Genomic DNA, 23,444 nt, shown 5'->3' with positions numbered 1-23,444 from the left:
CCGGTCAGTTCACGAGCGACGCGGCAGGCGACGGCGCGCGAGCGGCACGCTTGCTGCCGGCCAGCAGCACGGTATGCAGCTGGGCGCCGAAGTTGCGGACCCGCTCCATCACCGACTTGTTGCGCCGGACGAGGAAGTTGTAGCCGAGTACGGCAGGCACTGCGACCGCCAGACCGATCGCCGTCATGATCAGTGCCTCGCCCACCGGGCCCGCGACCTTGTCGATCGACGCCTGGCCCGCGATCCCGATCGCCGTCAGCGCGTGATAGATCCCCCACACCGTGCCGAACAGCCCGACGAACGGCGCGGTCGAACCGACCGTCGCCAGGAACGCGAGTCCGTCTTGCATGCGGTTCGACACGTTCGTGATCGAGCGCTCGACGGACACGTCGATCCACGTGTTGCGGTCCACGGCTTCGAGCAATGCCTCGTCGTGATGCTCGCCCGCCTCGATCGCCGTTTCGGCGATGAAGCGGAACGGCGATGCTTCGTCGAGCAGCTTCGCGCCCTCGGCCAGCGACGGCGCGCTCCAGAGTTGCGCGTCCGCAAGCTTCGCGCGGCGGTTCGCCCGCAACTGCTCGACGAACTTCGTGACCATGATGTACCAGCTGCCCATCGACATGATCACGAGCAGGATCAGCACGAAGCGCGCGACGAAGTCGCCGTTCTTCCAGAGTGCTCCCAGCCCGTACGGATTCTCGACTGCTTCGGTCGCGGCCGGCGCCGGCGGCGGGGCCGGCTCGGCGACGGACGGCGCGGGCGCAGGCGCCGCGGCTTGTGTCGACGCGTCGGGCGCCGCCGTGGATCCACTCGCCTGCGCGTAAGCGAATTGCGGTGCTACGAGCCCGTCGATTGCAGCGACGGACATCAACAGGCTTGCCGCCAGTGCGGCCAGAGAACGCTTGGTCATACCCCACTCCAATTCTTTCGTTGAACTTACGATTAAGGTTCAAGCCGGTTTTCCCCGGCCCGGCTCTCGCCGGGCCGCCCACTGCATCAATTCAGGTTGAACGAGAACGGCACCTGCACCCTTACCGCCTGGCCTTGCGCCACGCATTTGAACCGCTTCACGGTGTTGTAGGCCGCACGATCGAGCACGGGGTCGGCCGACTGGGCCACGCGTTCGTTCGTGATGTTCCCGTCCGCATCCACGACGAACTCGATCGTCACGTCACCCGTGATGTTGTTTTCCTGCGCTTCCTTCGGATACTGCATCGACGCGCGAATCGTGTCCGAATTCGGGCAGACGACACCCACTTCGTGGCTGACCGGCTTCGCGGGCGCGGGCGCGGGCGGTGCGATGACGGGCGCCTGCACGGCCGGCGCGGACGGCACCGGTGCAGACTGGTGCGTGATCGTCGCCTGCGGCGGCGCCTGCACCGGCACTTCCGGCGGCGGCACGAACGGCGGCGGCGGAGGCGCGAACTTGGGCGGCGGAAGCTTGACGACCGGCATCGGCGGGGGTGGCGGGGGCTTCACCGGCTCGATGATGCGGGTTTCGATCGGATGCTGGATCACCTGCACGACTTTCGTCGCGAGGCCGTTGAGCAATGCGTAGATCAGCACTGCATGCAACAGGAGGACGACTGCGATGCCGCCGAAACGGCGCACCGGATTCTGCTGCTTCTTGCCGAATTCCCGCGGACGCCCTAGCGTGGCCAGTCCGCTGTTCGAAGCAACCAGATGCTCTTCGACTTTCATGCCCACTATCCATCCCCCAAGCGAATCGCCCAGTTTCGCGACGATGGCTGGCCCCGGAACCGGGTCGGTTCCGTCTCCGCCTCACCCCGAAATTTCACTTTCAATGCAATTAGCGATCCAAATCGAAAGAATCGATTTCGGATCCCGATTTACTCAATTTCAAGGAATCGTTTCAACCGCAACGGGATAGCCGCCCTATCCGGCGTCTATTCCGAACCAGCGCATTCAGGCAATTGTCAGCTGCTGCGTCGACACCGGCACTTTTCTCGCGTGACGACTGGATCTTCGTTACACACTGATGTCAGCCGGGCCGTTCGTCTTGGGTGCAGAAGATAGCAAGGAAAAAATTTGGGCGTCAAACTTTATTTGATACTCGAATACAAAGTTTGGATGCCTTGCTCGAATAACGATTTAGTAAACATTTTCCATCGATTTGGCAATTACTTTGTATGGTTATCGCACCAATCAAGTGCTTCTAAAAAATAATCACCAATTTAGTGCGAAGCACCGAATCGGCGCGTCTGTAATGAGCTCGGCGGATGCGCTTCGCATGTCACATGCACGGATGGAAGCCGATTGGCCGTCGTCATGCGGGCCGGGCTTGTTCACGCGATGTTCTGACGGGACACCCTTCGCTTATTTATAAGGATTCCAAATAAAAAGAGGAATGCTTTTACACCGATCTGATCTATACGATGATCTGCACACCGAATCTGCTTTCCGATGCCGGAAACCGCTGCATCAGCGTGAATGCGTTGCCCGCCACTTTGCGCGCACCGGCACATCCACTTCACCGAGCCCGATGAGACAATGCGCGTGCATGCTTCGTCGATGCACGACCGGCATCGCTCAGGACAGCATCATCCCCTGCATCCGGTGCGAGAAATGCGCCCGCTCGGCAGTCTCCATCAGCATCAGGAATTCGTCCTGCGTCATGTGAATCAGCGCTTCGTGATCGCCGGCCTCGAAATAGACTTCCGGCTGCTGCGCGAGGCGTTCCTCGAGGAACGTCTTCATCCCGTACGCCATGCAGACCGGCGGCAGCGCGCCCATGTCGCAATCCTTGAACAACTCGCGCAATTCGACCTCCCGGGCGAGCACGAGATGGCGTCCCGTCTTCACCCAGAGATCCGACAGGCGCACGGCGTGCGTCGTCGGCAATACGGCGGCGACGTAGCCCTCGGCGTCCTCGAGGAGCACCGTTTTCGCGAGCCGGTCGCCGGGAATATGCGCGGCGGCGGCCGTCTCCATGCTCGTATGACTATAGGGGTGGTACACGATTTCGTACCGCGATGACTTCTGGCGCAGGCAATCCTGCAGGGTGGCTGAGACCGGCATGGCACACCTCGTCTGGGTGAATCGGGCGAACGGCGTTCGCTCCGGATTCGTTCAGCATAGGTCGCATTCGGGCTCAATGGAAACGCCCTCGCGCGACGCCGGTCCCGATGCCCCGGCAACCCGTTCCCGTCATTTTTCATCTGTGCGCCCGCCCTCGCCGGCATGCGAGATCGAGACCCGGAACGGGCCTGGAAAGCCCCCTCGTCTCTGTAGACGAATTTTAGGTAGTGCTACGTACACGCGAGCGCGTCGGCAATTTGCCGATGTCGGGAAACCGGACCGTTAGTTGCATTTTTCCGAAAAACAACGGGATACCGCCGGGAATGCGCCGTTCAAAAAGCGAACCCGCGAATGCCCGCCGTCACGCCGGCACGCCATGCCGCCAACAGCTTTCGCGGTGCCCTATACTGAGCCGGCCGCCCCCCATCTCCCGGCGGAAACCGACTCCTGGAGCCATCATGCATTACCAGTTGATCTACGAACTCGTCGACGATTACCTGTCGCGGCGCGACGCGTTCCGTGCGCAGCATCTCGCACTCGCGCAGGCCGCGACCGAGCGCGGCGAACTCGTGCTCGCGGGCGCGCTGGCGGACCCGGCCGACCAGGCCGTGCTCGTGTTCGAAGGCGATTCGCCGGAAGCGGCCGAATCGTTCGCGCGCGCCGATCCGTACGTGCAGAATGGCCTCGTGAAATCGTGGCGCGTGCGGCCGTGGCGCGTCGTGGTCGGCAAGCACGCGCCGCGTCCGGCGTGAAATCGGGCTACAGCCACCCTGCCCGCTTGAAGCGCCACCACAGCGCGAGGTCGGCGACGGCCATCACCGCGATACAGCCGTAGAACCCGTATTTCAGGTGCAGCTCGGGCATGTTCGCAAAGTTCATCCCGTAGATGCCGGCGATCATCGTCGGTATCGCGAACAGCGCGGCGAACGAGCCGAGCCGCTTGGTCACCTCGTTCTCCGCGAGCGAAATCATTCCGAGGTTGACCTGGATCGCGGTCACGACCATCTCGCGGCGCCCTTCGATCGTCTTCACGATCCGCTGCAGATGGTCGTACACGTCGCGGAAGTAGGCCGCCATCCCGCTGCAGACCTCCGGAATGCGCCCGCCGGTGAGCTTCGCGAGCGGCTCCATCAGCGGCGCCGTGTGCTGGTACAGCATCACGAGCCGGCGTTTCAGCGAATAGAGATCCTCGATGATCGCGCGCGAGGACGCGGGCGTCGCCTTCGCGAAGATGCGATCCTCGAGTTCCTCGAGCTCGGTGCCGAGCGTTTCGAGGATCGGGAAATACCGGTCGACGACCTGGTCCATCAACGCGTAGAACACGAACGCCGCCCCCTCGCGCAGCAGATGCGGTTCGCGCTCGCAGCGCTTGCGCACGTCGCGGAAATCCTGCTCGGTATGGTTGCGGATCGACAGCACGTAATTCGGGCCGACGAACACGTTCAGTTCGCCGACCTTGAATTCGTCGTCCTCGTCGAGTTCGACCGTATGCAGCACCGCGAACAGCGAATCGCCGTATTCCTCGATCTTCGGCCGCTGATGACCCTTGCGGGCATCCTCCAGCGCCAGCTCGTGCAAGCCGAACTCCTCGCCCATCAGATCGATTTCCTCGGGCGTCGGATCCTTCAGCGCGACCCACACGAAGCATTCGGGCTTCGACACGTAATCGCTGATGGCGGCGATGTCGATATCGGCCAGCTTGCGGCCGTCCTGGTAAGCAGCACAGTTGATCAGCATGTTGTCCCACGATGTTGCGGTTTGCCCATCAGTTTACCGGTTTGCCGCACGGACGGCCCGGCTTGCGCGGCACGCCGATATTGGTCATGATCGTGCTGCGTGCGCCGCAGCACGCGCGTCGGGGCACGTCGGCAGGCCCGCCGGGCCTGCGTTGCGCGATGCACAACGGCCGTGCGGCCCCACCGTCAAGGAGACAGACCTATGTGGTATTTCTCGTGGATACTCGGCATCGGCGTGGCACTCGGCTTCGGCATCATCAACGCGATGTGGCTGGAAGCGGAAGTGTTCTCGCGCGGCGACGCGCGCGGCGACACGTCGCGCCGGAAAGCGGGGAGCCGGTATTCGTGACGCATCTCGTGTTCTTCTGCGGTCACGCCGGCACCGGCAAGACCACGCTCGCGAAGCGGCTCATCGGGCCGCTGATGCGCGCGACCGGCGAGGCGTTCTGCCTGCTCGACAAGGACACGCTGTACGGCCGCTACAGCGCGGCCGCGATGGGCGCGCTCACGGACGATCCGAACGACCGCGACAGCCCGCTCTACCTCAAACATCTTCGCGATCCCGAATACCAGGGCCTGCTCGATACGGCCCGTGAAAATCTCGCACTCGGTATCGGCGTGCTCGTCGTCGGCCCGCTGTCGCGTGAAGTGCGCGACCGGCGCATCCTCGATCGCGCGTGGCTCGGCATCGCGCCCGACGTCGCGCTGACGGTCGTATGGGTTCACACGTCGGAAGACGTCGCGCACCAGCGGATCGTCGCGCGCGGCAACCCGAACGATGCGTACAAGCTCGCGCACTGGGACGAATACCGGCAACGCCGCTTCGTGCCGACCGGCCGTGAATGCGATGGCATCGTGATGTTCGACAACACCGCGCCGTCCGATGCGGACATCGACGCGCTGCTGTACCGCATCGTGCCGCCGCCGCAACCCGCGACGATCGTGCCGCCGCTGCCGGCCTGATCGCACGGCCAAGCGCCCTTCCCGATTCCTCAAAAAACAACGCCGGAAGCGCTGCTGCGCTTCCGGCGTCGTACGGCCCTCGTGCCAGAGACTGGCGAATGGTCCCGCAACCGCGGTCAGGCGACCGCGTGCACGCGCTCCATCGTGCCGCCGTCGTACAGCTTGCCGAAGCGGTTCGACAGGAACGCCTTCAGCGACACCTTTTCCTGCGGGATGAAACCGCTCTGCGGCAGCTTCTTTTCGCGGAACAGATCCAGCACCGCGCACATCGCGCCGGCCGTCGTGATCTGGATCGCGCTCATGTGCATCCCGCACACGTCCTTCGCGAAGATCTTGCGCGTGAACACGTCCTGCACCAGCTGGCCGTCCTTCACGCCCGTCACCGTGACGAATACGAGCACGACGTCCTGCTTCGTCGACGGCACCGCGCGGCGCATGATCGACTTCAGCGTGTCGCGGTCGGTCGACAGGCGCAGGTCTTCCAGCAGGAACTGGACGAGCTCGCGGTGGCCCGGATAGCGCACCGACTTGTAGTCGAGCGTCTCGACCTTGCCCGACAGCGTTTCGCACAGCGTGCCGAGGCCGCCCGACGTGTTGAACGCTTCGTATTCGGTGCCGTCGAGCGAGAAGTGTTCGAGGCCTTCGAGCGGCTGCACCCATTGCTTGCGGCCGTCGCGGATCGCTTCGCACGGCTGGCAGTATTCGTTGATCAGGCCGTCGACGCTCCACGTGAGGTTGTACTTCAGCGCGTTGGTCGGATATTCGGGCAGCGCGCCGACGCGCATCTTCACGTCGCGCACTTCGCTGAAGCCGTTCACGAGCTCGTGCGCGGCGATGCCGATGAAGCCCGGTGCAAGGCCGCACTGCGGCATGAACGCGCGATCGGAGCCGTCGGCCAGTTCGCGGATCGCGTGCGTGGCGCGCACGTCCTCGGTCAGGTCGAAGTAGTGAACGCCGGCAGCCTTCGCGGCGGCGGCCACGTTGACCGCGAGATAGTACGGCAGCGCGTTGACGAGCGCATCGAAACCCTTCACTGCTTCGCGAATCGCATTCGCGTCGGCCGAATCGACCCGCTGCGTCGCGATGCCTTCGCGCGACAGCTTCGCGAGCGCATCCGCGTCGCGGTCGAATGCGACGACTTCGTAGTCGCCCGTTTCACGCAGCATGTGAGCAATGGTGTGGCCGATCAGACCTGCGCCGACGATGGCGATTTTCATGCGCTTATCTCCTGATGATGGGTTTGGTGTTGTGGACGGCGTCGAGCCATGCACACAGTGTAGGGGCGCTCAAAATCAGTTCCAAGACGAAGAATGATGCGAAACGACCGATAATTTCGACGTTATGACGATGTATTTCGCCGAAATGACATACTCATTCAAGAAGCGCCTAAAAAAGGCGTAGCGGTGCTGTCGCAGACCGGTCGTTAGCGGTTGCAAGTTGCAACGACGAAGACGAGGACGCACGGCGTGGCACCGGACACACGAACAGCCCATGCGTCGGATGCGGCGCGCCGGTCGAAGCGGAATGCGAAAGGAGATTCGGGAGAGATGCGCGAAGTGCGCGAAAGGATGATGGCGGAAACCCGTGCCGATCACGACGTACAGCAAAGGTCAAGACGAATGCGTGCGGGCATGCACCCGACGCCAGGCCGGGCGCCCGCCGCGACGCCACCCAATCCGCACCACGCTCGCGCGGTCGTGCGCGGCGCGGCATGCGACCGGTCAGCCGCCGATCGTCCCGCGATCGATCTTGCGCGACAGGATGATCGACGTCGTCGTGCGTTCGACACCTTCGAGCGTGCCGATCTGGTCGAGCAGATCGTTGAGCCGTTCGGGCGAATCGGCGCGCAGCCACGCGACATAGTCGTACTCGCCGCTCACCGCGCACAGCAGCTGGACTTCCGGCATCCGGTCGAGCTTGCGCAATACGTCCTTGCCGAACTTCGGCGTGAGGATGATGCCGACGTACGCATAGATGCTGGCGTCGAGCACGTCCTGCCCCAGTCGCACGCTGTACCCGGCGATCACGTTGGTGCGTTCGAGACGCGCGATCCGTGCGACGACCGTCGTGCGCGCCACGTCGAGCTGGCGCGCGAGATCCGCGACGCTGGCGCGCGCATCGGCTTGCAGCAGCGCGACGAGTTGCCGGTCGAGATCGTCGAGTTGGTCGAGGCGGGGTGGACGCATGACGCTGGGCCGGTACGCAGGTGCCGGCAGAGTGGAAAGTGACGGGATGATAGCGCCGAACGCCGGCGCGCCCAACCGGCATGGCCCGGATTCGAACCTTTCGATTTCGATTCGTATCGGATGTAAGCAAGTGTCGCATTCGCTGCCGCACTGCATGCAACGTGCTACTAATAGCGGGCGACGCGAGATGCGCGCCGGCGGCGATGGCCGCCGCGCCCGCTCGCAAGACACCACCCCGGAGAGCCAACCATGAAGAAAATCTCGCTCACCCTCGCTACGCTCGTCGTTGCAGCCAGCGCGTTCGCGCAAACCCCGGCGCAGCCGCAAGCGCCCGCCCAGGCGCCGGCCACGACGGCCGCCGCGTCGGCCCCGAGCGCCGAACAGCGCGCGGCACGCCACGAAGCGCGCATCGAGCAGCGCATCAAGTACCTGCACGACCAATTGAAGATCACGTCGGCGCAGGAGCCGCAATGGAAGACGTTCGCCGATACGATGCGCGACAACGGCGCAACGATGGGCCGCCTCTACGGCGAACGGATGGCCAAGCACGACGTGTCCGCGCTCGACGACATGAAGCAGTACGCGGAACTGTCGCAGGCGAACGCCGACGGTGCAAAGAAGCTCGCCGACGCCTTCGCGCCGCTCTACGAGAGCTTCCCGGCCGAGCAGAAGGCGCTGGCCGACACGACCTTCCGCAACTGGCTGCACCACGGCGGCGAGCACCGCGGCAAGGGCAAGACGAAGGGCAAGGAAGGCAGCGCAGCCGCCGCGCCGGCCGCGAGCGCACCCGCGCAGCCCTGACGCCCTCCCCGTCGGCGCCGTGCCGGCTCGTCCGGGCCGAACGGTGCCGCGCCGCCGGCGGCATCGGCGCGTCACACGGCGCGCCGAATTCGGGATAAGCTCCCGGCTTTTCCCGCTTTCCCGCCCTTCCCCGCCATGCTCGAACTCAAGCAACTCGATCTGCGTACCGATCCGCAGGCCCGTCGCGTCGTCAAGGACGAAACCGTCGCCGTGTCCTTCGCGGAGGCCGACGGCGAACTGATGAGCCTCGAAGGCCCGAACCGTTATGGTGTGGGCGACGCGCTGATCACCGGCTCGACCGGCGACCGCTGGGTCGTGTCGCGCGCGCGCTTCGACGCCAAATACCTGCCCGCCGATCCGGCGCTCGCGCACGGCGCGCCGGGCGCTTACCGCAATCGGCCTGCCGTCGTGCTCGCACGCCGGATGGACGAACCGTTTACGATCGCCCGCTCGGAGAACGGCGACACGCTGCGCGGCGTCGCCGGCGACTGGGTGATGCAATACGCGCCCGGCGACTACGGCGTCGTGCAGGCGCAGCGCTTCGCTCAGGTCTATCGCGACGCGTAATGCACCCGCGTAATGCACCGCACCGGCCCGAGGCCGGCGCCGCTGCTCACGCAAAGTCTTCGTCGAGTTCGAGTTCCGCCTCGCGTTCGACGGCCTCGCCGGCCGCGTGCCGCTCTTCGAGCGATCCGAGCATCGCTTCCGTATATGCATGCAGCACCGCATGGCTGCGCGCGCGCTGCATCGGCTTGAGCGCCAGGTAGCGCGCGAGCGCGGCCGGCACGATCCGGATGTCGAGCGTCATCCGCTTCGGCGTCGCGCCGAAACGCATCGCCAGCCAGTGCACGGACAGGAAGCGCCCGCGCGCGTCGCTGCTTTCGGCGAAGCGCGTCTGCTCCGGAAACAGATCGCAGATCACACGCGCGAGCGCGTCGAATTCCGCGCTCCGGCATTCGATCAGATAGTCGTCCACTCCGTCTCTCCCGTCAGGCCGCCGCACGCGACGGCCGGCACGCCTTCACCAGCACGATCGCCAGGATCGCGGCCAGCACGACATACGCGGCCTCGACCCACGCGGCCGGCAGCACGCGCACCTGGTACAGCAGCGCCGGCGTCGCCGCGAGCGCATGCAGCACGATCGCGAGCGGCAACACGGCCATTCGGCCGGCCCGCACGCCGCGCCACACCAGCACCGACAGCGCCAGTTGCACCGCGAACGCCGCGCAGCGTTCGAGCAGCAACAGCAGGATCGACTGGACCGACAGCGTCGCGAGCATCATGTGCAGCCGCACGACGGTGTCGACCGGCAGGTCGGACAATTGCGCCTCGAGCTGGCCGCGGCTCGCGAGCCACCCGAGATACGACCACTGGCCCCACACGAGCACGCCGACGAACCACGCTTCGGCGCCGCCGTGGCCGATCCCGTAGCCGATGCCGCGCCCATCGCCGTCCGATGCGCCATAGCGGCGGTTCAGGACACGCATCCCGAGATAGCGGCCGACTTCCTCGAACACGGCGGTCGCGAACACGCTGTACGCGACGAACGCGAGCGGCTGCGTGAGCCAGCCGTCCTCGGGCGTGTGGCTCAGCACGAGCCCATGGAACGCGCGCTCGAGGATCATGGCAAACAGCGTGAAGACGGCGACGCCGACGATCGTGTCGCGGCGATTGAGCGCAAGCGGCTTGCGCAGGATGCGGTAGAGGACGAGCGGCAGCAGCGCGATGATCAGCGTGGCGGCGATCAGCGCCGCCAGCGTGACGGGAGCGACAGTCATGTATTTCCTTGGTTCGAGGCAGCGCACCCGATGCGCCGCGTGCCCCGAATGATACTCAGCTTGCGGTCGACGCGCGCGCAATCAGCTCGCCGGGCAGCATCGCGACGCGCACGTCGCCCGCCGCGCCGTCGATCCGCTCGTGCACGAATTCGACGGCCTTGTAGCCGATTTCGTAGGTGGGCTGGCGGATCGTCGTGATGCCGATCAGCTCGGCCCACTCCGGATCGTCGATCGACAGCAGCGCCGCCTGCTGCTGCCACGCGGCGCCGAAGCGCGCGCGCAGGTGGCGCGCGATCGCCAGCGCGACCGGCGCATTCGCGGCGAACAGCGCCGCGCGCACGCCGCGCCGGACCGCGTGATCGATGCGGGCATCGACGTCGGCGAGCGCCGCCGCGGCCGCGTCGGGGGCGTTCAGGTCGAGCACGACCGTCGACGGCACCGCCAGCCCGCGCGCCGCCAGCGCCGCGCGGAACGCGGCCTCGCGCACGCGCCGCGAGCTGACGCGCTCGAACGGCTGCACGACGAAATGGATCGCGTCGAAACCGCGTTCAACCAGATGCGCGAGCGCCGTCTCGATCGCGTCGTCGTTGTCGAGGCCGATCAGGTCGGCCTCGAAGCCCTCGACCGTGCGATCGACGAGCACGGCCGGAATGCCCGCGCCGCGCAACGGGCGCAGCACGTCTTCGTCGGCGCCGAGCGCGTTGACGATCAGCCCTTCGACGCGGTAGGTCGTGAGCAGTTGCAGGAAGCGGCGCTCCATCTCGACTTCGTTCGCCGCGTGACAGATGAGCGGCATGTAGCCGAGCGCATGGCACGCGGCCTCGACGCCCTGCAGCACTTCGACGGTGTAAGGATTGGTCAGGTCGGCCGCGAGCATGCCGAGCAGCCGGTTGCGGCCGCGCTTGAGCCCGCGCGCCATCTGGTTCGGCCGGTAGTTGAGCCGCGCGATGGCCGCTTCGATCCGCTGGCGCAGATCGACGGACAGCACATGCGTCTCGCCGTTCAGGTAGCGCGAAACGCTGGTCTTGCCCGTGCCGGCCTCGCGCGCGACGTCGCTGATCGTCGCCGGACGCGTCGTGGAAGGTTGCGAATCGGTCACTGTCGTGCCTCGCGACGTACGATCCGCGCCGCTTCGTGAGCAGACGGACCATTGTTGTTGGAAACGTAAGCCAACCGGCGGCCTCCCCTGTCCTGGCGCATCGGCGCCTGCGCCGGCCCGGTGCTTCGCGCTCGCGCAGCGCCCGCCAGTCGCGTGCTACGGCAGTCGGCCGCACCGGAGCCGGCGCGGATGCCCGTCGCCCGACGCCGCCGGCCGCACGGCCGGCCGTCGATGCGACGAGAGCGGGCGATCATAACGCAGCCGGCCCGCCGGCACCAAGACCATCGACTCTAACGGCGCCGGCGCCGCGCCAGCCGGTTGCCGGAGGCAGTTCAGGCGTGCGCCAGCGCATCCGGATTGACGAGATTCGTGCGCAGCGTGCCGGCCAGCGCGCCGACCAGGTTTTCCGCGGCGCAGCGCGCCATCGCATGGCGCGTCTCGTGCGTCGCCGAGCCGATATGCGGCAGCGCGACGACGTTCTTCATCTGCAGCAGCGGCGAATCCGCCGGCAGCGGCTCCTTCTCGAACACGTCGAGCCCCGCGCCGCGGATCGTCCCCGCACGCAGCGCGTCGATCAGCGCGGCTTCGTCGACGACGGGCCCGCGCGACGCGTTGATCAGGATCGCACTGCGCTTCATCTTCGCGAATTCGGGCGCGCCGATCAGGTGGCGCGTGTCGGGCGACAGCGGCACCTGCAGACACACGAAATCCGACTGCGCGAGCAGCGCGTCGAGCGTCACGCGCCGGGCGCCGTACTGCGTCTCGGCCTCGGCATGCGCGGACCGGTTCGCGTACAGCACCTGCATCCGGAAGCCGAGCGCCGCGCGCCGCGCGACCGCGCCGCCGATCCGCCCGAGCCCGACGATGCCGAGCGTCTTGCCCTGCACGTCGGTGCCGTACAGGTCCGGGCCGATGCTGCGATGCCAGTGGCCGGCCTTCACCCATTCGGCCAGTTCGACCACGCGCCGTGCGGAGGCCAGGATCAGCGAAAACACCGTATCGGCCGTCGACTCGGTCAGCACGTCCGGCGTATGCGCGAGCACGATGCCTCGCCGCGTGAGATCGGCGACGTCGAAGTTGTCGTAGCCGACCGAGATCGTCGACCACGCCTTCAGCCGCGGCGCGCGGTCGAGCATTTGCGGCGTGACCTTCAGGCTCGCGCCGATCGCGCCGTCCGCGTCGCCGAGCGCAGCGGCGAGCGCGTCGGCGCCGTCGGCCTGCACGACCTCCGCATGCTCGCGCAGGTACGCGAGAACGTCATCGGGCAGCGTCTTGTACGCGACGATACGGGGCTTCATCGTTTCATTTTCCTTGCAGCGGCGCGGCGAGCGGATGCGCATCGCGCGCCTGGGGTTTGACGGACAGCGTGAGGATCACCGCGGCGACGAGCGCGGCGCTCATGAACGCGTACGACGCGACGGGCGACCCGGTCGCACCGTTCAGGTAGCCGACGAAATACGAGCCGACGAACGAGCCGAGCGCGCCCATGCTGTTGATCAGCGCCATCGCGCCGCCGGCGACGTTCTTCGGCAGCAGTTCCGGCACGATCGCGAAAAACGGGCCGTACGGCGCATACATCGCGGCGCCCGCGACGACCAGCAGCGCATACGAGATCCAGAAATGCGACGAACCGAGCGCGTACGACGCGGCGAAGGCGGCCGCGCCGACCAGCAGGAACGGCCACACGAAGCCGCGGCGCGAACCGACCTTGTCGGACGCCCACGACGCGGCGAGCATCGCGATCGTCGCGGCCAGGTACGGCAGCGCGGACAGCCAGCCGGTCGCGACCATTCCGAGATCGGAACCGTTCTTCACGATCGACGGCAGCCACAGCACGAAGCCGTACACGCCGATGCTCCAGCAGAAATACTGCGCGCACAGCTTGATCACGGCCGGCGAGCGGAACGCCTCGCCATAGTTGCGGACCGGCTTGATCGCGGCCTGCTCGGCTGCGAGCGCGGCGTCGAGGTCGCGCTTTTCCTGCGCGCTGAGCCACGGCGAATCGGCCGGCTTGTCCTGCACGAGGAGCCACCAGCACACGGCCCAGATGACGGCCGGGACGCCTTCGGCGATGAACATGTGGCGCCAGCCGAATTCATGCACGAGATAACCGGACACGATCGACATCCACAGCACGGTGACCGGATTGCCGAGGATCAGGAACGTATTCGCGCGCGAGCGCTCGTTCTTCGTGAACCAGTTGCTGATGTAGATCAGCATCGCCGGCATCACGGCCGCCTCGACGACGCCCAGCACGAAGCGGATCGCCATCAGCGACGGGATGTTGCTGACCACGCCGGTCAGGGCCGCGCAGCCGCCCCACAGCACGAGACTGACGAATACGAGCTTCTTCACGCTGCGGCGTTCCGCGTAGATCGCGCCGGGGATCTGGAAGAAGAAGTAGCCGAGGAAGAACAGTGCACCGATCAGCGACGACAGGCCCTTGCTGATCCCGAGATCCTGGTTGATGCCGGCCGCCGCCGCGAACCCGTAGTTCGCACGATCGAGGTAAGCGAGGCTGTACGTGATGAAGACGATCGGCATGATCGTCCACCACCGACGGGCTGCGAGATTGGCTGCCATGAGAGTGTCTCCGTATATGGACCGCAGTGGGCGCCAGCGCCCGCCCGGCCTCGAACAAAACTACCGTGCGTCGCGCACGAAATGGATCCGCGGATTGTGCCGTGTCCGGCCTCTCATTGCGCGGTGACGGTTTCCTCTAAGCGATCGGCGCGATCGTCGACACTTTCGAGACGGTCGAGCGCGTCGCGCGTCGGCAACCCTTCCGAATCGCCGATCACCTGGATCGCGAGCGCACCGATCCGGTTGCCGCGCGCGACCGCCTGCTCGACGCTCCGGCCTTCGAGCAGCGCGCTGACCACGCCGACCGCGAAGCCGTCGCCGGCGCCGACCGTATCGACGACGCGCTCGACGCGCTCGCCGGCGATGGTGCCTTCGCGGCCGTCGGCCGTGCGGAAATACGCGCCTTGCTCGCCCAGCTTGATCACGACGCCGCGCGCGCCCTGCGCGAGATAGAAGCCTGCGATGTCGGCCGGCGTGTCGTGCCCGGTCAATTGCCGACCTTCGGCGAGGCCCGGCAACACCCAGTCGGCGAGCGTCGCGAGGGCATTCAGCGTCTTCGCCATCACGTCGGCGGACGGCCACAGCGTCGGGCGCAGGTTCGGGTCGAACGAGATCGTCTTGCCGGCCGCACGCATCTCGCGCGCCAACCGGAACGCGAGTTCGCACGATGTCGCCGAAATCGCCGGCGCGACGCCCGTCAGGTGTAGATGGCGCGCGCCGAGCACGTAGTCGGCCACGTAGTCGTCGCACGACAGATGGCTCGCCGCCGAGCCCTTGCGGAAATATTCGACCGTCGGATCGCTGCCGTCGTCGTTGCGCGACTTCAGCTGGAAGCCGGTCGGGTAGCGCGGATCGACGGTCACGCACGACGCGTCGATTCCCTCGCGCGCCAGCGTGTCGAGCACGTAGCGGCCGAACGAATCGCGGCCGACCCGGCTCATCCAGCCAACCCGGAAGCCGAGCCGCGACAGGCCGATCGCGACGTTGAGATCGGCGCCCGCGATCCGCTTCGCGAATTGCCCGGCGTGCGCGAGATGGCCCGGCTCCGTCGCGACGAACATCGCCATCGCTTCGCCGTAGGTCACGACATCGAGTGCTGCTTTCATGACTGAACTCCTCAGGATCCTTCCGCCGTCACGCGGTCGCAAGCCACGCGACGCGCCGGCAGGCATCGCCGGCCAGGTCGGCCGCGTCGAACGGGAACTCGATGCCGCGCGGTGCGTGCTGCGGCAGCGCGGCGAGTACGCCGGTCACGAGCGGATCGTTCGGCGCCGGCGCGGCGGCGAACCGACGCGCGCCCTCGCCTTCGATGGTCTTGCAGTGAATGTATTCCACATGCGGCGCGAGCACCTGCGCGCAATCGAGCGGCGCTTCGCCGCGCCACTGCCAGTTGCCGATGTCGAACGTCATGCCGAGCGCATCGGGCATGCCGGCGTCGGACAACGCGTCGAACAGCCCGCGGAACTGCGCGAACGCGCCGCCGACCTCGAGCTGGCCGTTCTCGACCACCACGCGGGCCCGCGCGCCGCGCGACAGCGCGACGATCTCGGCCGCATGCGCATCGCCGGCGAAGCCGCCGAGCTGGAATTTCACGAAGCGCGCGCCGAGCGCGTCGGCTTGCGCGAGCGCGTCGCGCAGTGCGTTGGCATCGAGCGCCCCCGTTTCGGTGTACAGCGAGTCCGGGGTCGAATAGACCGACCATAGCCCGTGGCCGGCGATCTGCGCACCGAGCACGGCCAGCGCGCCGGGCGCCGTGTCGTCGTCCGACGCGAACAACTCGCGCCGCACCTCGAAACCGGCCGCCCCGGATGCCGCCACGGTGGCGATGAATGCACTGTGGCCCTCCTGGCGCACCCGGTCCATCCCGAATGCGCTCGCCACGATCACGATGTCTGCCATGTTGCCCTTTTTCAACCGGAATGGAACCGGTTCCATTTGCTTGAGACGGATGGTGCGCCTCGCGTCGGACCCACGCCATAGAGGAAATCCCTAAGGCCGTTTCGTCGCGCGAATGCGCGCGCAACCGTATGCAACGCGTGTTCCCGGCACGACTGCGAGCGCCTACGCGAGGTCCTGCGCGAGACTCATTTCGAGGAATTGCGCGGCGACCCGCGACGGTGCGCCACCATGCGGCACGAGGATGGAGAAATGCCGCGTGAGCGGCGCGGGCGCCAGCGAGCGCGGCACGAGCGCAGCATCCTCGTGACGCAGCGACATCGCGGACACGAACCCGACGCCCATCCCTGCGCGCACGGCCTCCTTCACCGCCTCTACCCCCGCGATCTCGAACGCGACGCGCATCGGCGCGCCGCCATGCGCGAACGCGCGCTCGACGAGCTGCCGCACGGCGGAACCCGCCTCGCGCAGCACGAGCGGATGCGCGGCGAGCGCGTCGAGCGTCACGCCGGCGTCGTAGCCGGGCGCCGCGAGCGGATGGCCGGCCGGCACGATCGCGACGATCTCGTCCTCGTGCCACGCGTGCACGGCCGTGCCCGGCGGCAACGCCTCGCCGGGCGGCCCTTCGATCAGCGCGATGTCGAGCGACGGCAGCGCCGCGACCACGTCGGCCGTATTGCCGCTCATCGTCTGGATCGACACGCGCGGCGCGCGCGGCTGGAACGCCGCGATCAGATACGGCAGCAGGTAGCTCGCGGGCGTCGTGCTCGCGCCGATACGCAGCGTGCCGGCCTCCAGCCCGCGTATCGCGTCTCGAAACGCACGCGCCTGCGCGAACGTGTCGCGCTGCACCCTCGCGTATTGCGCGAGTTGCTCGCCGACCGGCGTCAGGCGGACGCCGCGGCCGTCGCGCTGGTACAGCGGCTCGCCGAACTCGTCCTGCAGCAGCCGCAACTGGCCCGACACGGCCGGCTGCGACAGATGCAGCGCCACGGCGGCGCGGCTGATGTTCAGATGCTCGGCGACGGCGGCGAACGTTATCAGTTGATCCGGGGTCATGAGGATGAATTATCGGCTTTCCGGATAGTTTACGTCACAAATCACAATTTTTCATATCGATATAACGAAATTAGGATTACACCATCGCCACACGCTCCATCACGGTGCCTCCATGCCCACTGCCCCGACTCCCCCTCTCAGCCATGCCGCGCCGTCGATGCGCGGCCAGTTGAACGGCGTGCTGTTCGTCGCGCTGTTCGCCGCCGCCGTCACGAGCCTGTCCCAGCTTCCCGCGATCGAGGGGCTCGGCCTGTCGCCGCTGATCGTCGGCATCGTCGCCGGGGCGTTGTACGGCAACGGCCTGCGCGACGGCATGCCGGCCAGCTGGGCGGCCGGTGTCGATTTCTCCGCACGCAAGCTGCTGCGCATCGCGGTCGCGTTCTTCGGGTTGCGCGTGAGCCTGCAGGAAATCGCGCAGGTCGGGCTGCCGGGCCTCGCGGTGTCGGTGCTGATCGTCGTCAGCACGCTCGCGATCGGCACCTGGGTCGGCATGAAGCTGATGAAGCTCGATCGCGACGCCGCGCTGCTGACCGCCGCCGGCAGCGCGATCTGCGGCGCGGCCGCCGTGCTCGCGTTCGAGTCGACGCTGCAGTCGAAGCCGCACCAGAGCGCGATGGCCGTGGGCAGCGTCGTGCTGTTCGGCACGCTGTCGATGTTCCTGTACCCGGTCGCCTATCACGCCGGCTTGCTGAACCTCGATCCGGCCGGCCTCGGCCTGTTCTTCGGCGGCACGATCCACGAAGTCGCGCAGGTGGTCGGCGCGGCGAGCGACATCAGCCCGCAGGTCGCGCACGTCGCGACGATCGTGAAGATGACGCGCGTGATGCTGCTGGTGCCGGTGCTGCTCGCGCTCGGCTGGTGGCTCGCCCGTTCGGCGCGCTCGGCCCGCGACGCGGCCGGCGGCGCGCAAGCCAGGCGCAAGGTGGCGGTTCCCTGGTTCGCGCTCGGCTTCCTCGGCTTCGTGATCGTCAATTCGCTGAACGTGCTGCCTGCGGACGTCACACATACGCTGAACGTGCTCGACACCTTCGCGCTGACGATGGCCATGACCGCACTCGGCATCGAAACGCGTGTCGCGCAGATCCGCGCAGCCGGCCCGCGTGCGCTGATGACCGGCCTGATCCTGTACGTGTGGCTGATCGCCGGCGGCTACGGGATCACCTGGGCCGTGCAGCACTGGCTTGGCTGAGCCGCACGTCCGTGACGGTTCGCGCGCCGCGCCCGACGGGAAGGTCCCGCGGGCGCGGCGCAGTGCTATGCTTCGCGTCGTTTTCCATCGCCCCCTTTCAGCCGTGCTCTCGTTTCTGCTGAAGCTGCGCACTCGCGCCCAAACGCTGTTCCGCCTGTCGGACGCCCATACGATGCTGATCTGGTCGGCCATCGTCGGCGTCGGCGGCGCCTTTGCCACGATGGCGTTCCGCGAAGGCATCGACCTGATGCAGCACCTGATCTCGGGGCACAGCGGCAGCTTCGTGCAGATGGCGAAGCGCTTGCCGTGGTACGTGCGGTTCTGGATGCCGGCCGCGGGCGGCTTCCTTGCCGGCTGCGTGCTGCTGCTCGCGACGCGCGGCGACCGGCAGGCCGCCAAGACCGACTACATGGAATCGGTCGCGCTCGGCAACGGCGTCGTACCGGTGCGGCAGAGCCTGTGGCGCAGCCTGTCGTCGCTGCTGACGATCGGCAGCGGCGGCTCGATCGGCCGCGAAGGGCCGATGGTGCAGCTCGCGGCGCTCGCCGCATCGCTCGTCGGCCGCTTCGCGCACTTCGACCCGCCGCGCCTGCGCCTGCTGGTCGCTTGCGGCGCGGCGGCCGGCATCACGTCCGCTTACAACGCACCGATCGCCGGCGCGTTCTTCGTGTCGGAAATCGTGCTCGGCACGATCGCGATGGAGAGCTTCGGGCCGATGGTCGTCGCGTCGGTCGTCGCGAACATCGTGATGCGCGAATTCGCCGGCTACCGGCCGCCGTACGAGATGCCGGTGTTTCCGGCCGTGACGGGCCCCGAGGTGCTGCTGTTCGTCGTGCTCGGCACGCTATGCGGCGTGCTGGCGCCGCAGTTCCTGCATCTGCTCGACGCGTCGAAAGCGCAGTTCAAGCGGCTGCCTGTACCGCTGCCCGTGCGGCTCGCGCTCGGCGGCCTCGTCGTCGGCGTGATCTCGGTGTGGATTCCCGACGTGTGGGGCAACGGCTACAGCGTCGTGAACCACATCCTCCATTCGCCGTGGACCTGGCAGGCGCTCGTCGCGGTACTCGTGTTCAAGGTGATCGCGACCGCCGCGACGGCCGGCTCGGGCGCGATCGGCGGCGTGTTCACGCCGACGCTGTTCGTCGGCGCCGTGTTCGGCTCGCTGTTCGGGCTCGCGATGGACGCGCTGTGGCCGGGCCATACGTCCGCGTATTTCGCGTACGCGATCGTCGGGATGGGCGCGTTCATGGCGGGCGCCACGCAGGCGCCGCTGATGGCGATCCTGATGATCTTCGAGATGACGCTGAGCTATCAGGTCGTGCTGCCGCTGCTGGTGTCGTGCGTGTTCGCGTATTTCGTCGCGCGCGCGACGGGCACGACGTCGATGTACGAGATCACGCTGCACCACTACCAGGACGCGCAGGAACGGCAGCGCCTGCGCACCACGCAGATGCGCGAGCTGATCCAGCCCGCGCAGACGGTCGTGCCGCTCACCGCGAGCGTCGCCGACATGACGCGCGTGTTTCTCGAATATCCGGTGAAGTACCTGTACGTGACCGACGACGCCGGGCGCTTTCGCGGCGCGGTCGCGCTGAAGGACATCACGTCGGACCTGCTCGACAAGCGCGACACGACCGACAAGACGGCCGCGCACTACGCGCATACGCCGTTTCCGCTGCTCACGCCCGACATGCCGCTCGCGACCGCGCTCGAGCGCTTCATGGCGTTCCAGGGCGAACGGCTGCCGGTGATCGAGAGCGAAGCCGAGCCGACGCTCGCGGGCGTCGTCTACAAGACGTCGCTGCTCGACGCGTACCGGCGGATGACCGGCGAGCGCTGACCGGCGGCCGTGCCGCCCCTCATCCCGCGCAACGCTTCCCGCCTCCTCCCGTCCGTTTCGGCCGGCGCGCGCCGACGTCGCGCCGACGTCGCGCCGCCTCTACCGGTGCACGTGTTTCAAAATATTTGCACGAGCGGAATTTCCGTTTTCTCGCCCGGAAAATCCTGCACGGAAAATCAATGCTCCATTGTTTCATTTCACCCGAATCAATAGAGTCGACTACCCAGAAAATAAAAAATAAATTACCTATCCTTCGTCGTTGCAGCGATTGAAAACCAGTCAGGCATTTAAAAATTACAAAAATCAAACTTCCGCTGCAAAACAATCGATTCAAAACCGTTACGAGGGAAAAATGGAAACCAGTTCCAGCTATCCAAGCACGCCCGCAATCTATGTGATTCCGGGCCAGGGAGATAGTCCGTCCGCCGCGTTGAAATCGCTTTACGAGCGAAGTCCGCCGGCCCGCGAATGCATCGACGAGACGCTCGACGACATCGAAGCCATACTGCGCGAGGAGCCCTACGATCACGAGCCGCGGCTGCTGCGAAACGTGCTGCTTGGAAATGCCTCGGCCGCCGTTCCCGTCGGCATCCCGCAACTGTCGGCATTCGCCACCGCGGTCTGCGTGCACCGCTTCCTCGAACGGCAGCACGTGCGGCCTGTTGCGATCATCGGCCAGAGCCTCGGCGAAATCGGATCGCTCGTCTGCTCGGGCGTATGGTCCGTAGCCGACGGCGTGCGTGCCGTCCTCGCGCTCAACGACGCGTTCCGGCCGTTCGCGGGACGCGGCGGCATGACCGCGGTCGCGGCGTCGGAAACCGATACGCGGGCGCTCCTCGACGAAATTGCCCACGAGCGGCTGGTGCTCGCGTGCGTCAACGCGCCGCGACAGACGGTCGTCAGCGGCCCGCATACGGCGCTCGACACGTTGACCGCATTTGCGAGCCGCCGAGGTATCAAGCTGCACTCGCTGCCGATTCCGTATCCGGCTCACCATCCCGCGCTGTGGACGGCCGCGGATCGGTTCCACGATGCGATCGCGCGATTGCCGCGCAACCGCTTCCGTGTACCAGTCTATTCGGCCGTCGCGTGTCGGCGCTACACGGATACCGACGATATCGCCCGCGCGCTGGCGGACTGCTTCACCAAACCGTATTACATGCCGGCCGTGCTCGAGCACAGCCAGGTCGGGCGGGATTCGATCTATATCGACCTGAGCATGACCGGCATCATGAATCGCAGCATTAAAGCCGCGCTGCCGGATGCGCGAACTTATTCACCGACTCGCGAAACCGATTCATTCCCATTCAATTTAAATCATACGGGGGCCCTGCAATGAATGCATACCAACTGGAAAATGGCGGAATATCCGGATCACCGTCGGCCCGACCGACTATCGCACCCGAAATCGATGAAATCCGCGATACGCTTTCCGGTCTCACGACGCCAGACCATCGCCGTCTGCTGATCCAGTTGCTGTCGAGCGCGGACTTCGACAAGCCGCTCGATCGGCATTCGGTCGACCTGCATCGCTCGACCTACGATCGCCTCGTCAAGCTCGCCGGCAGGTTGCCGGCCGCGGCCGGCAACCTGTCCGACCCGTCGCTGCTGTCGGCGATCGCCGAATGGACGGCCGTCAACGATCCGTCGCTATGCATCGCCGCGCTGATCCACTACGGGCTCTGCATCGGTTCACTCGTCGAACTCGGCAAGGGCAACGCCCGTGCGCAGGAATACGCGAGCGAACTGGCGGCGGGCCGCAAGGTCGGCGCGTTCATGATCACCGAAATCGGCGGCGGCAACAGCCAGCTCGCCACCCGCGTCGAAGCGCGCTTCGACGCCGCCAGCCGGAGCTTCGTGCTGCACACGCCGGACGATGGCGCGCTGAAGTTCACCAACGTCGGCGTCAACGATCTCGACAAGCTCGGTATCGTCTGCGCACGCGTCATCGTCGACGAACGCGACTGCGGGGTTTTCGCGTTCGCGGTGGACTTGTCCACCCGCGAGGGCCCGCTGCCGGGTGTGCGCCTGTCCGCGCCCGCCGAAATCCCGCTGGTGCCGTTCGATTACGGCCTGGCCGGCTTCGATCGCGTGCGAGTCCCGTTCGATGCGTGGCTGGCCGACGGCGCGTCGATCGACACCGACGGACGGTTCCACGATCCGCTCGGTGACCCGAACGGCCGTCTCGTCCGCACGCTGACCGCGCCGGAAAACGTGTGGGCGATGGGCGCGATCGGGCTGGCCGCCGTATCGCGCACCTGCGTCGCCCAGGCGCTGCGTTACTCGACGCATCGCTCGAGCATGGCCCGCATCGCGCCCGAAACGTCTCTCATGCGCTACAGCACGCAGCAGCGTGCGCTACTGCGCGCGCTCGCGACGTCGTACGTGATGACCTGCTTCGCGAACGAAGCCGCGCGCGAATGGGCGCTGGCGCTGCATGGTCGCGCGCAGCCGGATCGCACGGCTTCGTCGTTCATGATGTGGGCGCCGTGGAGTTCCACCAATCGCAAGCTCGCGCTCGTCAAGGCGCTGACCGCGTGGGCCGCCGAGGAAGTGGCCGCCGAATGCCGGCTGCGTTGCGGGGTGGCCGGCGATCTGCTCGTCAACCGGTATCTCGACTATCAGGGGCTCGGCCACGTGTTCAACGACGCGGGCGGCAACAACTTCCTGATTCTGCTCGACACGGCGCGCACGCTCGCGGCGGCGCCTGCCGCGTCGGCCGGATCGGATGAAGGCGGAAGCAACTGGCCCGCGCCAGCGCGTGATGCAATCGCCGCACTGCGGGCGCGCGAACGCCGACTGATCCGCTCGCTCGCCGATCAGGTCGACGACCGGACCGCAAGCGGCGTCGATTCGCTGGACGTCTGGAATCCGCTGTTGCCGCGTGCGCGCGATGCGGCGGAGGCCTACGGGCTGAATCTCGCGCTGGATGCCGCGCTCGCCGCGGCCGATGCGGTCGCGAGCGAGCCGGCGCGCGCATTGCTGCGGGATCTCGCCGCGCTGTTCGCGATCGATCGTGCGCAGCGGCACGGCGGCTGGCTGATCAGCGAAGGCGTGATGGACCCGTCAGGCTACCGGCAACTCGATGCGGCAACCGACGCGTTGTGCGCGCGCCTCGTTCCGCACGTCGACACCTTCGTCGAAGCATTCGGGCATCCGCACCCGGTCGTTCGGTCGCCGATCTCGGACCCGACGCACGACTATGCGGCGTCGCTGGCCCGCATGCTGCGTGTGCCGCCCGGCGCCCCGCACTGAACACCGCAGATCGCGACAGGCGT

General features: G+C 66.8%; 23 protein-coding genes. 9 read left to right on the top strand and 14 right to left on the bottom strand.

Going from position 1 to position 23,444, the window contains the following annotated elements; all coding sequences use genetic code 11:
- Positions 1 to 4: 4 nt before the first annotated feature.
- From WS61_RS01110 to WS61_RS01100, 3 genes are all read right to left on the bottom strand, one after another.
- Complete coding sequence (locus WS61_RS01110; RefSeq protein WP_059498877.1) at positions 5 to 910, bottom strand: MotA/TolQ/ExbB proton channel family protein; 906 nt, start codon at positions 908 to 910, stop codon at positions 5 to 7.
- A gap of 86 nt (positions 911 to 996) precedes the next feature.
- Positions 997 to 1,701, bottom strand: coding sequence for an energy transducer TonB (locus tag WS61_RS01105; protein WP_059498876.1), 705 nt, complete (start codon positions 1,699 to 1,701; stop codon positions 997 to 999).
- Positions 1,702 to 2,550: 849 nt separating this feature from the next.
- A complete protein-coding gene (locus WS61_RS01100; RefSeq protein WP_059498875.1) occupies positions 2,551 to 3,039 on the bottom strand; it encodes an aminoacyl-tRNA deacylase in 489 nt (162 codons plus the stop codon).
- A 458-nt stretch (positions 3,040 to 3,497) separates the two neighbouring features.
- Here WS61_RS01100 and WS61_RS01095 point away from each other — a divergent pair, with 458 nt between their 5' ends.
- On the top strand, positions 3,498 to 3,791 hold the full coding sequence (locus tag WS61_RS01095; RefSeq protein WP_059498874.1) for a YciI-like protein: 294 nt from the start codon (positions 3,498 to 3,500) through the stop codon (positions 3,789 to 3,791).
- A gap of 7 nt (positions 3,792 to 3,798) precedes the next feature.
- On the opposite strand, the gene corA is transcribed toward WS61_RS01095, so the two are convergent.
- On the bottom strand, positions 3,799 to 4,776 hold the full coding sequence (gene corA / locus WS61_RS01090) for a magnesium/cobalt transporter CorA (RefSeq protein ID WP_059498873.1): 978 nt from the start codon (positions 4,774 to 4,776) through the stop codon (positions 3,799 to 3,801).
- A gap of 201 nt (positions 4,777 to 4,977) precedes the next feature.
- Here corA and cydX point away from each other — a divergent pair, with 201 nt between their 5' ends.
- Both cydX and WS61_RS01085 read left to right on the top strand, forming a co-directional pair.
- Positions 4,978 to 5,124 (top strand): cytochrome bd-I oxidase subunit CydX, encoded by a 147-nt coding sequence (cydX, locus tag WS61_RS32355; protein WP_082742009.1) that lies wholly within the window; start codon positions 4,978 to 4,980, stop codon positions 5,122 to 5,124.
- The gene (locus WS61_RS01085; RefSeq protein WP_059498872.1) at positions 5,121 to 5,738 is read left to right on the top strand and encodes an ATP-binding protein; all 618 of its coding nucleotides are present in this window, start codon (positions 5,121 to 5,123) and stop codon (positions 5,736 to 5,738) included. Before cydX ends, WS61_RS01085 begins: the two co-directional genes overlap by 4 nt.
- 116 nt (positions 5,739 to 5,854) lie before the next feature.
- Here WS61_RS01085 and WS61_RS01080 read toward each other — a convergent pair whose 3' ends face one another.
- Entirely contained in the window at positions 5,855 to 6,955 is a 1,101-nt protein-coding gene (locus WS61_RS01080; RefSeq protein ID WP_006481527.1) for a saccharopine dehydrogenase family protein, read from the bottom strand.
- Positions 6,956 to 7,459: 504 nt separating this feature from the next.
- Entirely contained in the window at positions 7,460 to 7,924 is a 465-nt protein-coding gene (locus WS61_RS01075; RefSeq protein WP_006481526.1) for an Lrp/AsnC family transcriptional regulator, read from the bottom strand.
- A 249-nt stretch (positions 7,925 to 8,173) separates the two neighbouring features.
- On the opposite strand from WS61_RS01075, the gene WS61_RS01070 reads away from it, so the two are divergent.
- Entirely contained in the window at positions 8,174 to 8,725 is a 552-nt protein-coding gene (locus WS61_RS01070) for a Spy/CpxP family protein refolding chaperone (RefSeq protein WP_059498871.1), read from the top strand.
- A 135-nt stretch (positions 8,726 to 8,860) separates the two neighbouring features.
- Complete coding sequence (locus WS61_RS01065) at positions 8,861 to 9,292, top strand: PGDYG domain-containing protein (RefSeq protein WP_059498870.1); 432 nt, start codon at positions 8,861 to 8,863, stop codon at positions 9,290 to 9,292.
- 46 nt (positions 9,293 to 9,338) lie between these two features.
- Here WS61_RS01065 and WS61_RS01060 read toward each other — a convergent pair whose 3' ends face one another.
- The 8 genes from WS61_RS01060 to WS61_RS01025 all read right to left on the bottom strand — a co-directional run bounded on the left by WS61_RS01060 (position 9,339) and on the right by WS61_RS01025 (position 17,140).
- Positions 9,339 to 9,701, bottom strand: coding sequence for a DUF3022 domain-containing protein (locus tag WS61_RS01060; RefSeq protein ID WP_059498869.1), 363 nt, complete (start codon positions 9,699 to 9,701; stop codon positions 9,339 to 9,341).
- Positions 9,702 to 9,714: 13 nt separating this feature from the next.
- Complete coding sequence (locus WS61_RS01055) at positions 9,715 to 10,503, bottom strand: YhfC family intramembrane metalloprotease (RefSeq protein WP_059498868.1); 789 nt, start codon at positions 10,501 to 10,503, stop codon at positions 9,715 to 9,717.
- Between the two features lie 55 nt (positions 10,504 to 10,558).
- Entirely contained in the window at positions 10,559 to 11,602 is a 1,044-nt protein-coding gene (locus WS61_RS01050) for a LacI family DNA-binding transcriptional regulator (RefSeq protein ID WP_059498867.1), read from the bottom strand.
- Positions 11,603 to 11,934: 332 nt separating this feature from the next.
- On the bottom strand, positions 11,935 to 12,900 hold the full coding sequence (locus tag WS61_RS01045; protein WP_059499081.1) for an NAD(P)-dependent oxidoreductase: 966 nt from the start codon (positions 12,898 to 12,900) through the stop codon (positions 11,935 to 11,937).
- A 4-nt stretch (positions 12,901 to 12,904) separates the two neighbouring features.
- Complete coding sequence (locus WS61_RS01040; protein ID WP_059498866.1) at positions 12,905 to 14,185, bottom strand: MFS transporter; 1,281 nt, start codon at positions 14,183 to 14,185, stop codon at positions 12,905 to 12,907.
- Between the two features lie 113 nt (positions 14,186 to 14,298).
- Positions 14,299 to 15,291, bottom strand: a complete 993-nt coding sequence (locus WS61_RS01035) for a sugar kinase (protein ID WP_059498865.1) — start codon at positions 15,289 to 15,291, stop codon at positions 14,299 to 14,301.
- 28 nt (positions 15,292 to 15,319) lie between these two features.
- Positions 15,320 to 16,084: a sugar phosphate isomerase/epimerase gene (locus tag WS61_RS01030; protein ID WP_059498864.1), complete on the bottom strand. Its 765-nt coding sequence runs from the start codon at positions 16,082 to 16,084 to the stop codon at positions 15,320 to 15,322.
- A 162-nt stretch (positions 16,085 to 16,246) separates the two neighbouring features.
- Complete coding sequence (locus tag WS61_RS01025; RefSeq protein ID WP_059498863.1) at positions 16,247 to 17,140, bottom strand: LysR family transcriptional regulator; 894 nt, start codon at positions 17,138 to 17,140, stop codon at positions 16,247 to 16,249.
- Positions 17,141 to 17,252: 112 nt separating this feature from the next.
- On the opposite strand from WS61_RS01025, the gene WS61_RS01020 reads away from it, so the two are divergent.
- The 4 genes from WS61_RS01020 to WS61_RS01005 all read left to right on the top strand — a co-directional run bounded on the left by WS61_RS01020 (position 17,253) and on the right by WS61_RS01005 (position 23,421).
- A complete protein-coding gene (locus tag WS61_RS01020) occupies positions 17,253 to 18,329 on the top strand; it encodes a YeiH family protein (RefSeq protein WP_059498862.1) in 1,077 nt (358 codons plus the stop codon).
- Positions 18,330 to 18,432: 103 nt separating this feature from the next.
- On the top strand, positions 18,433 to 20,166 hold the full coding sequence (locus tag WS61_RS01015) for a ClcB-like voltage-gated chloride channel protein (RefSeq protein ID WP_218919449.1): 1,734 nt from the start codon (positions 18,433 to 18,435) through the stop codon (positions 20,164 to 20,166).
- 268 nt (positions 20,167 to 20,434) lie between these two features.
- Entirely contained in the window at positions 20,435 to 21,505 is a 1,071-nt protein-coding gene (locus WS61_RS01010; RefSeq protein WP_157692662.1) for an ACP S-malonyltransferase, read from the top strand.
- Entirely contained in the window at positions 21,502 to 23,421 is a 1,920-nt protein-coding gene (locus WS61_RS01005; protein WP_095211547.1) for an acyl-CoA dehydrogenase, read from the top strand. Before WS61_RS01010 ends, WS61_RS01005 begins: the two co-directional genes overlap by 4 nt.
- Positions 23,422 to 23,444: the final 23 nt, after the last annotated feature.

It is taken from the genome of Burkholderia sp. ABCPW 11, from assembly GCF_001523445.1.
In the GTDB taxonomy this organism is placed as follows: Bacteria; Pseudomonadota; Gammaproteobacteria; order Burkholderiales; family Burkholderiaceae; genus Burkholderia.
The sequence above is the reverse complement of the archived record's forward strand: the minus strand, read 5'-3'. Positions and strand labels throughout refer to the sequence as shown.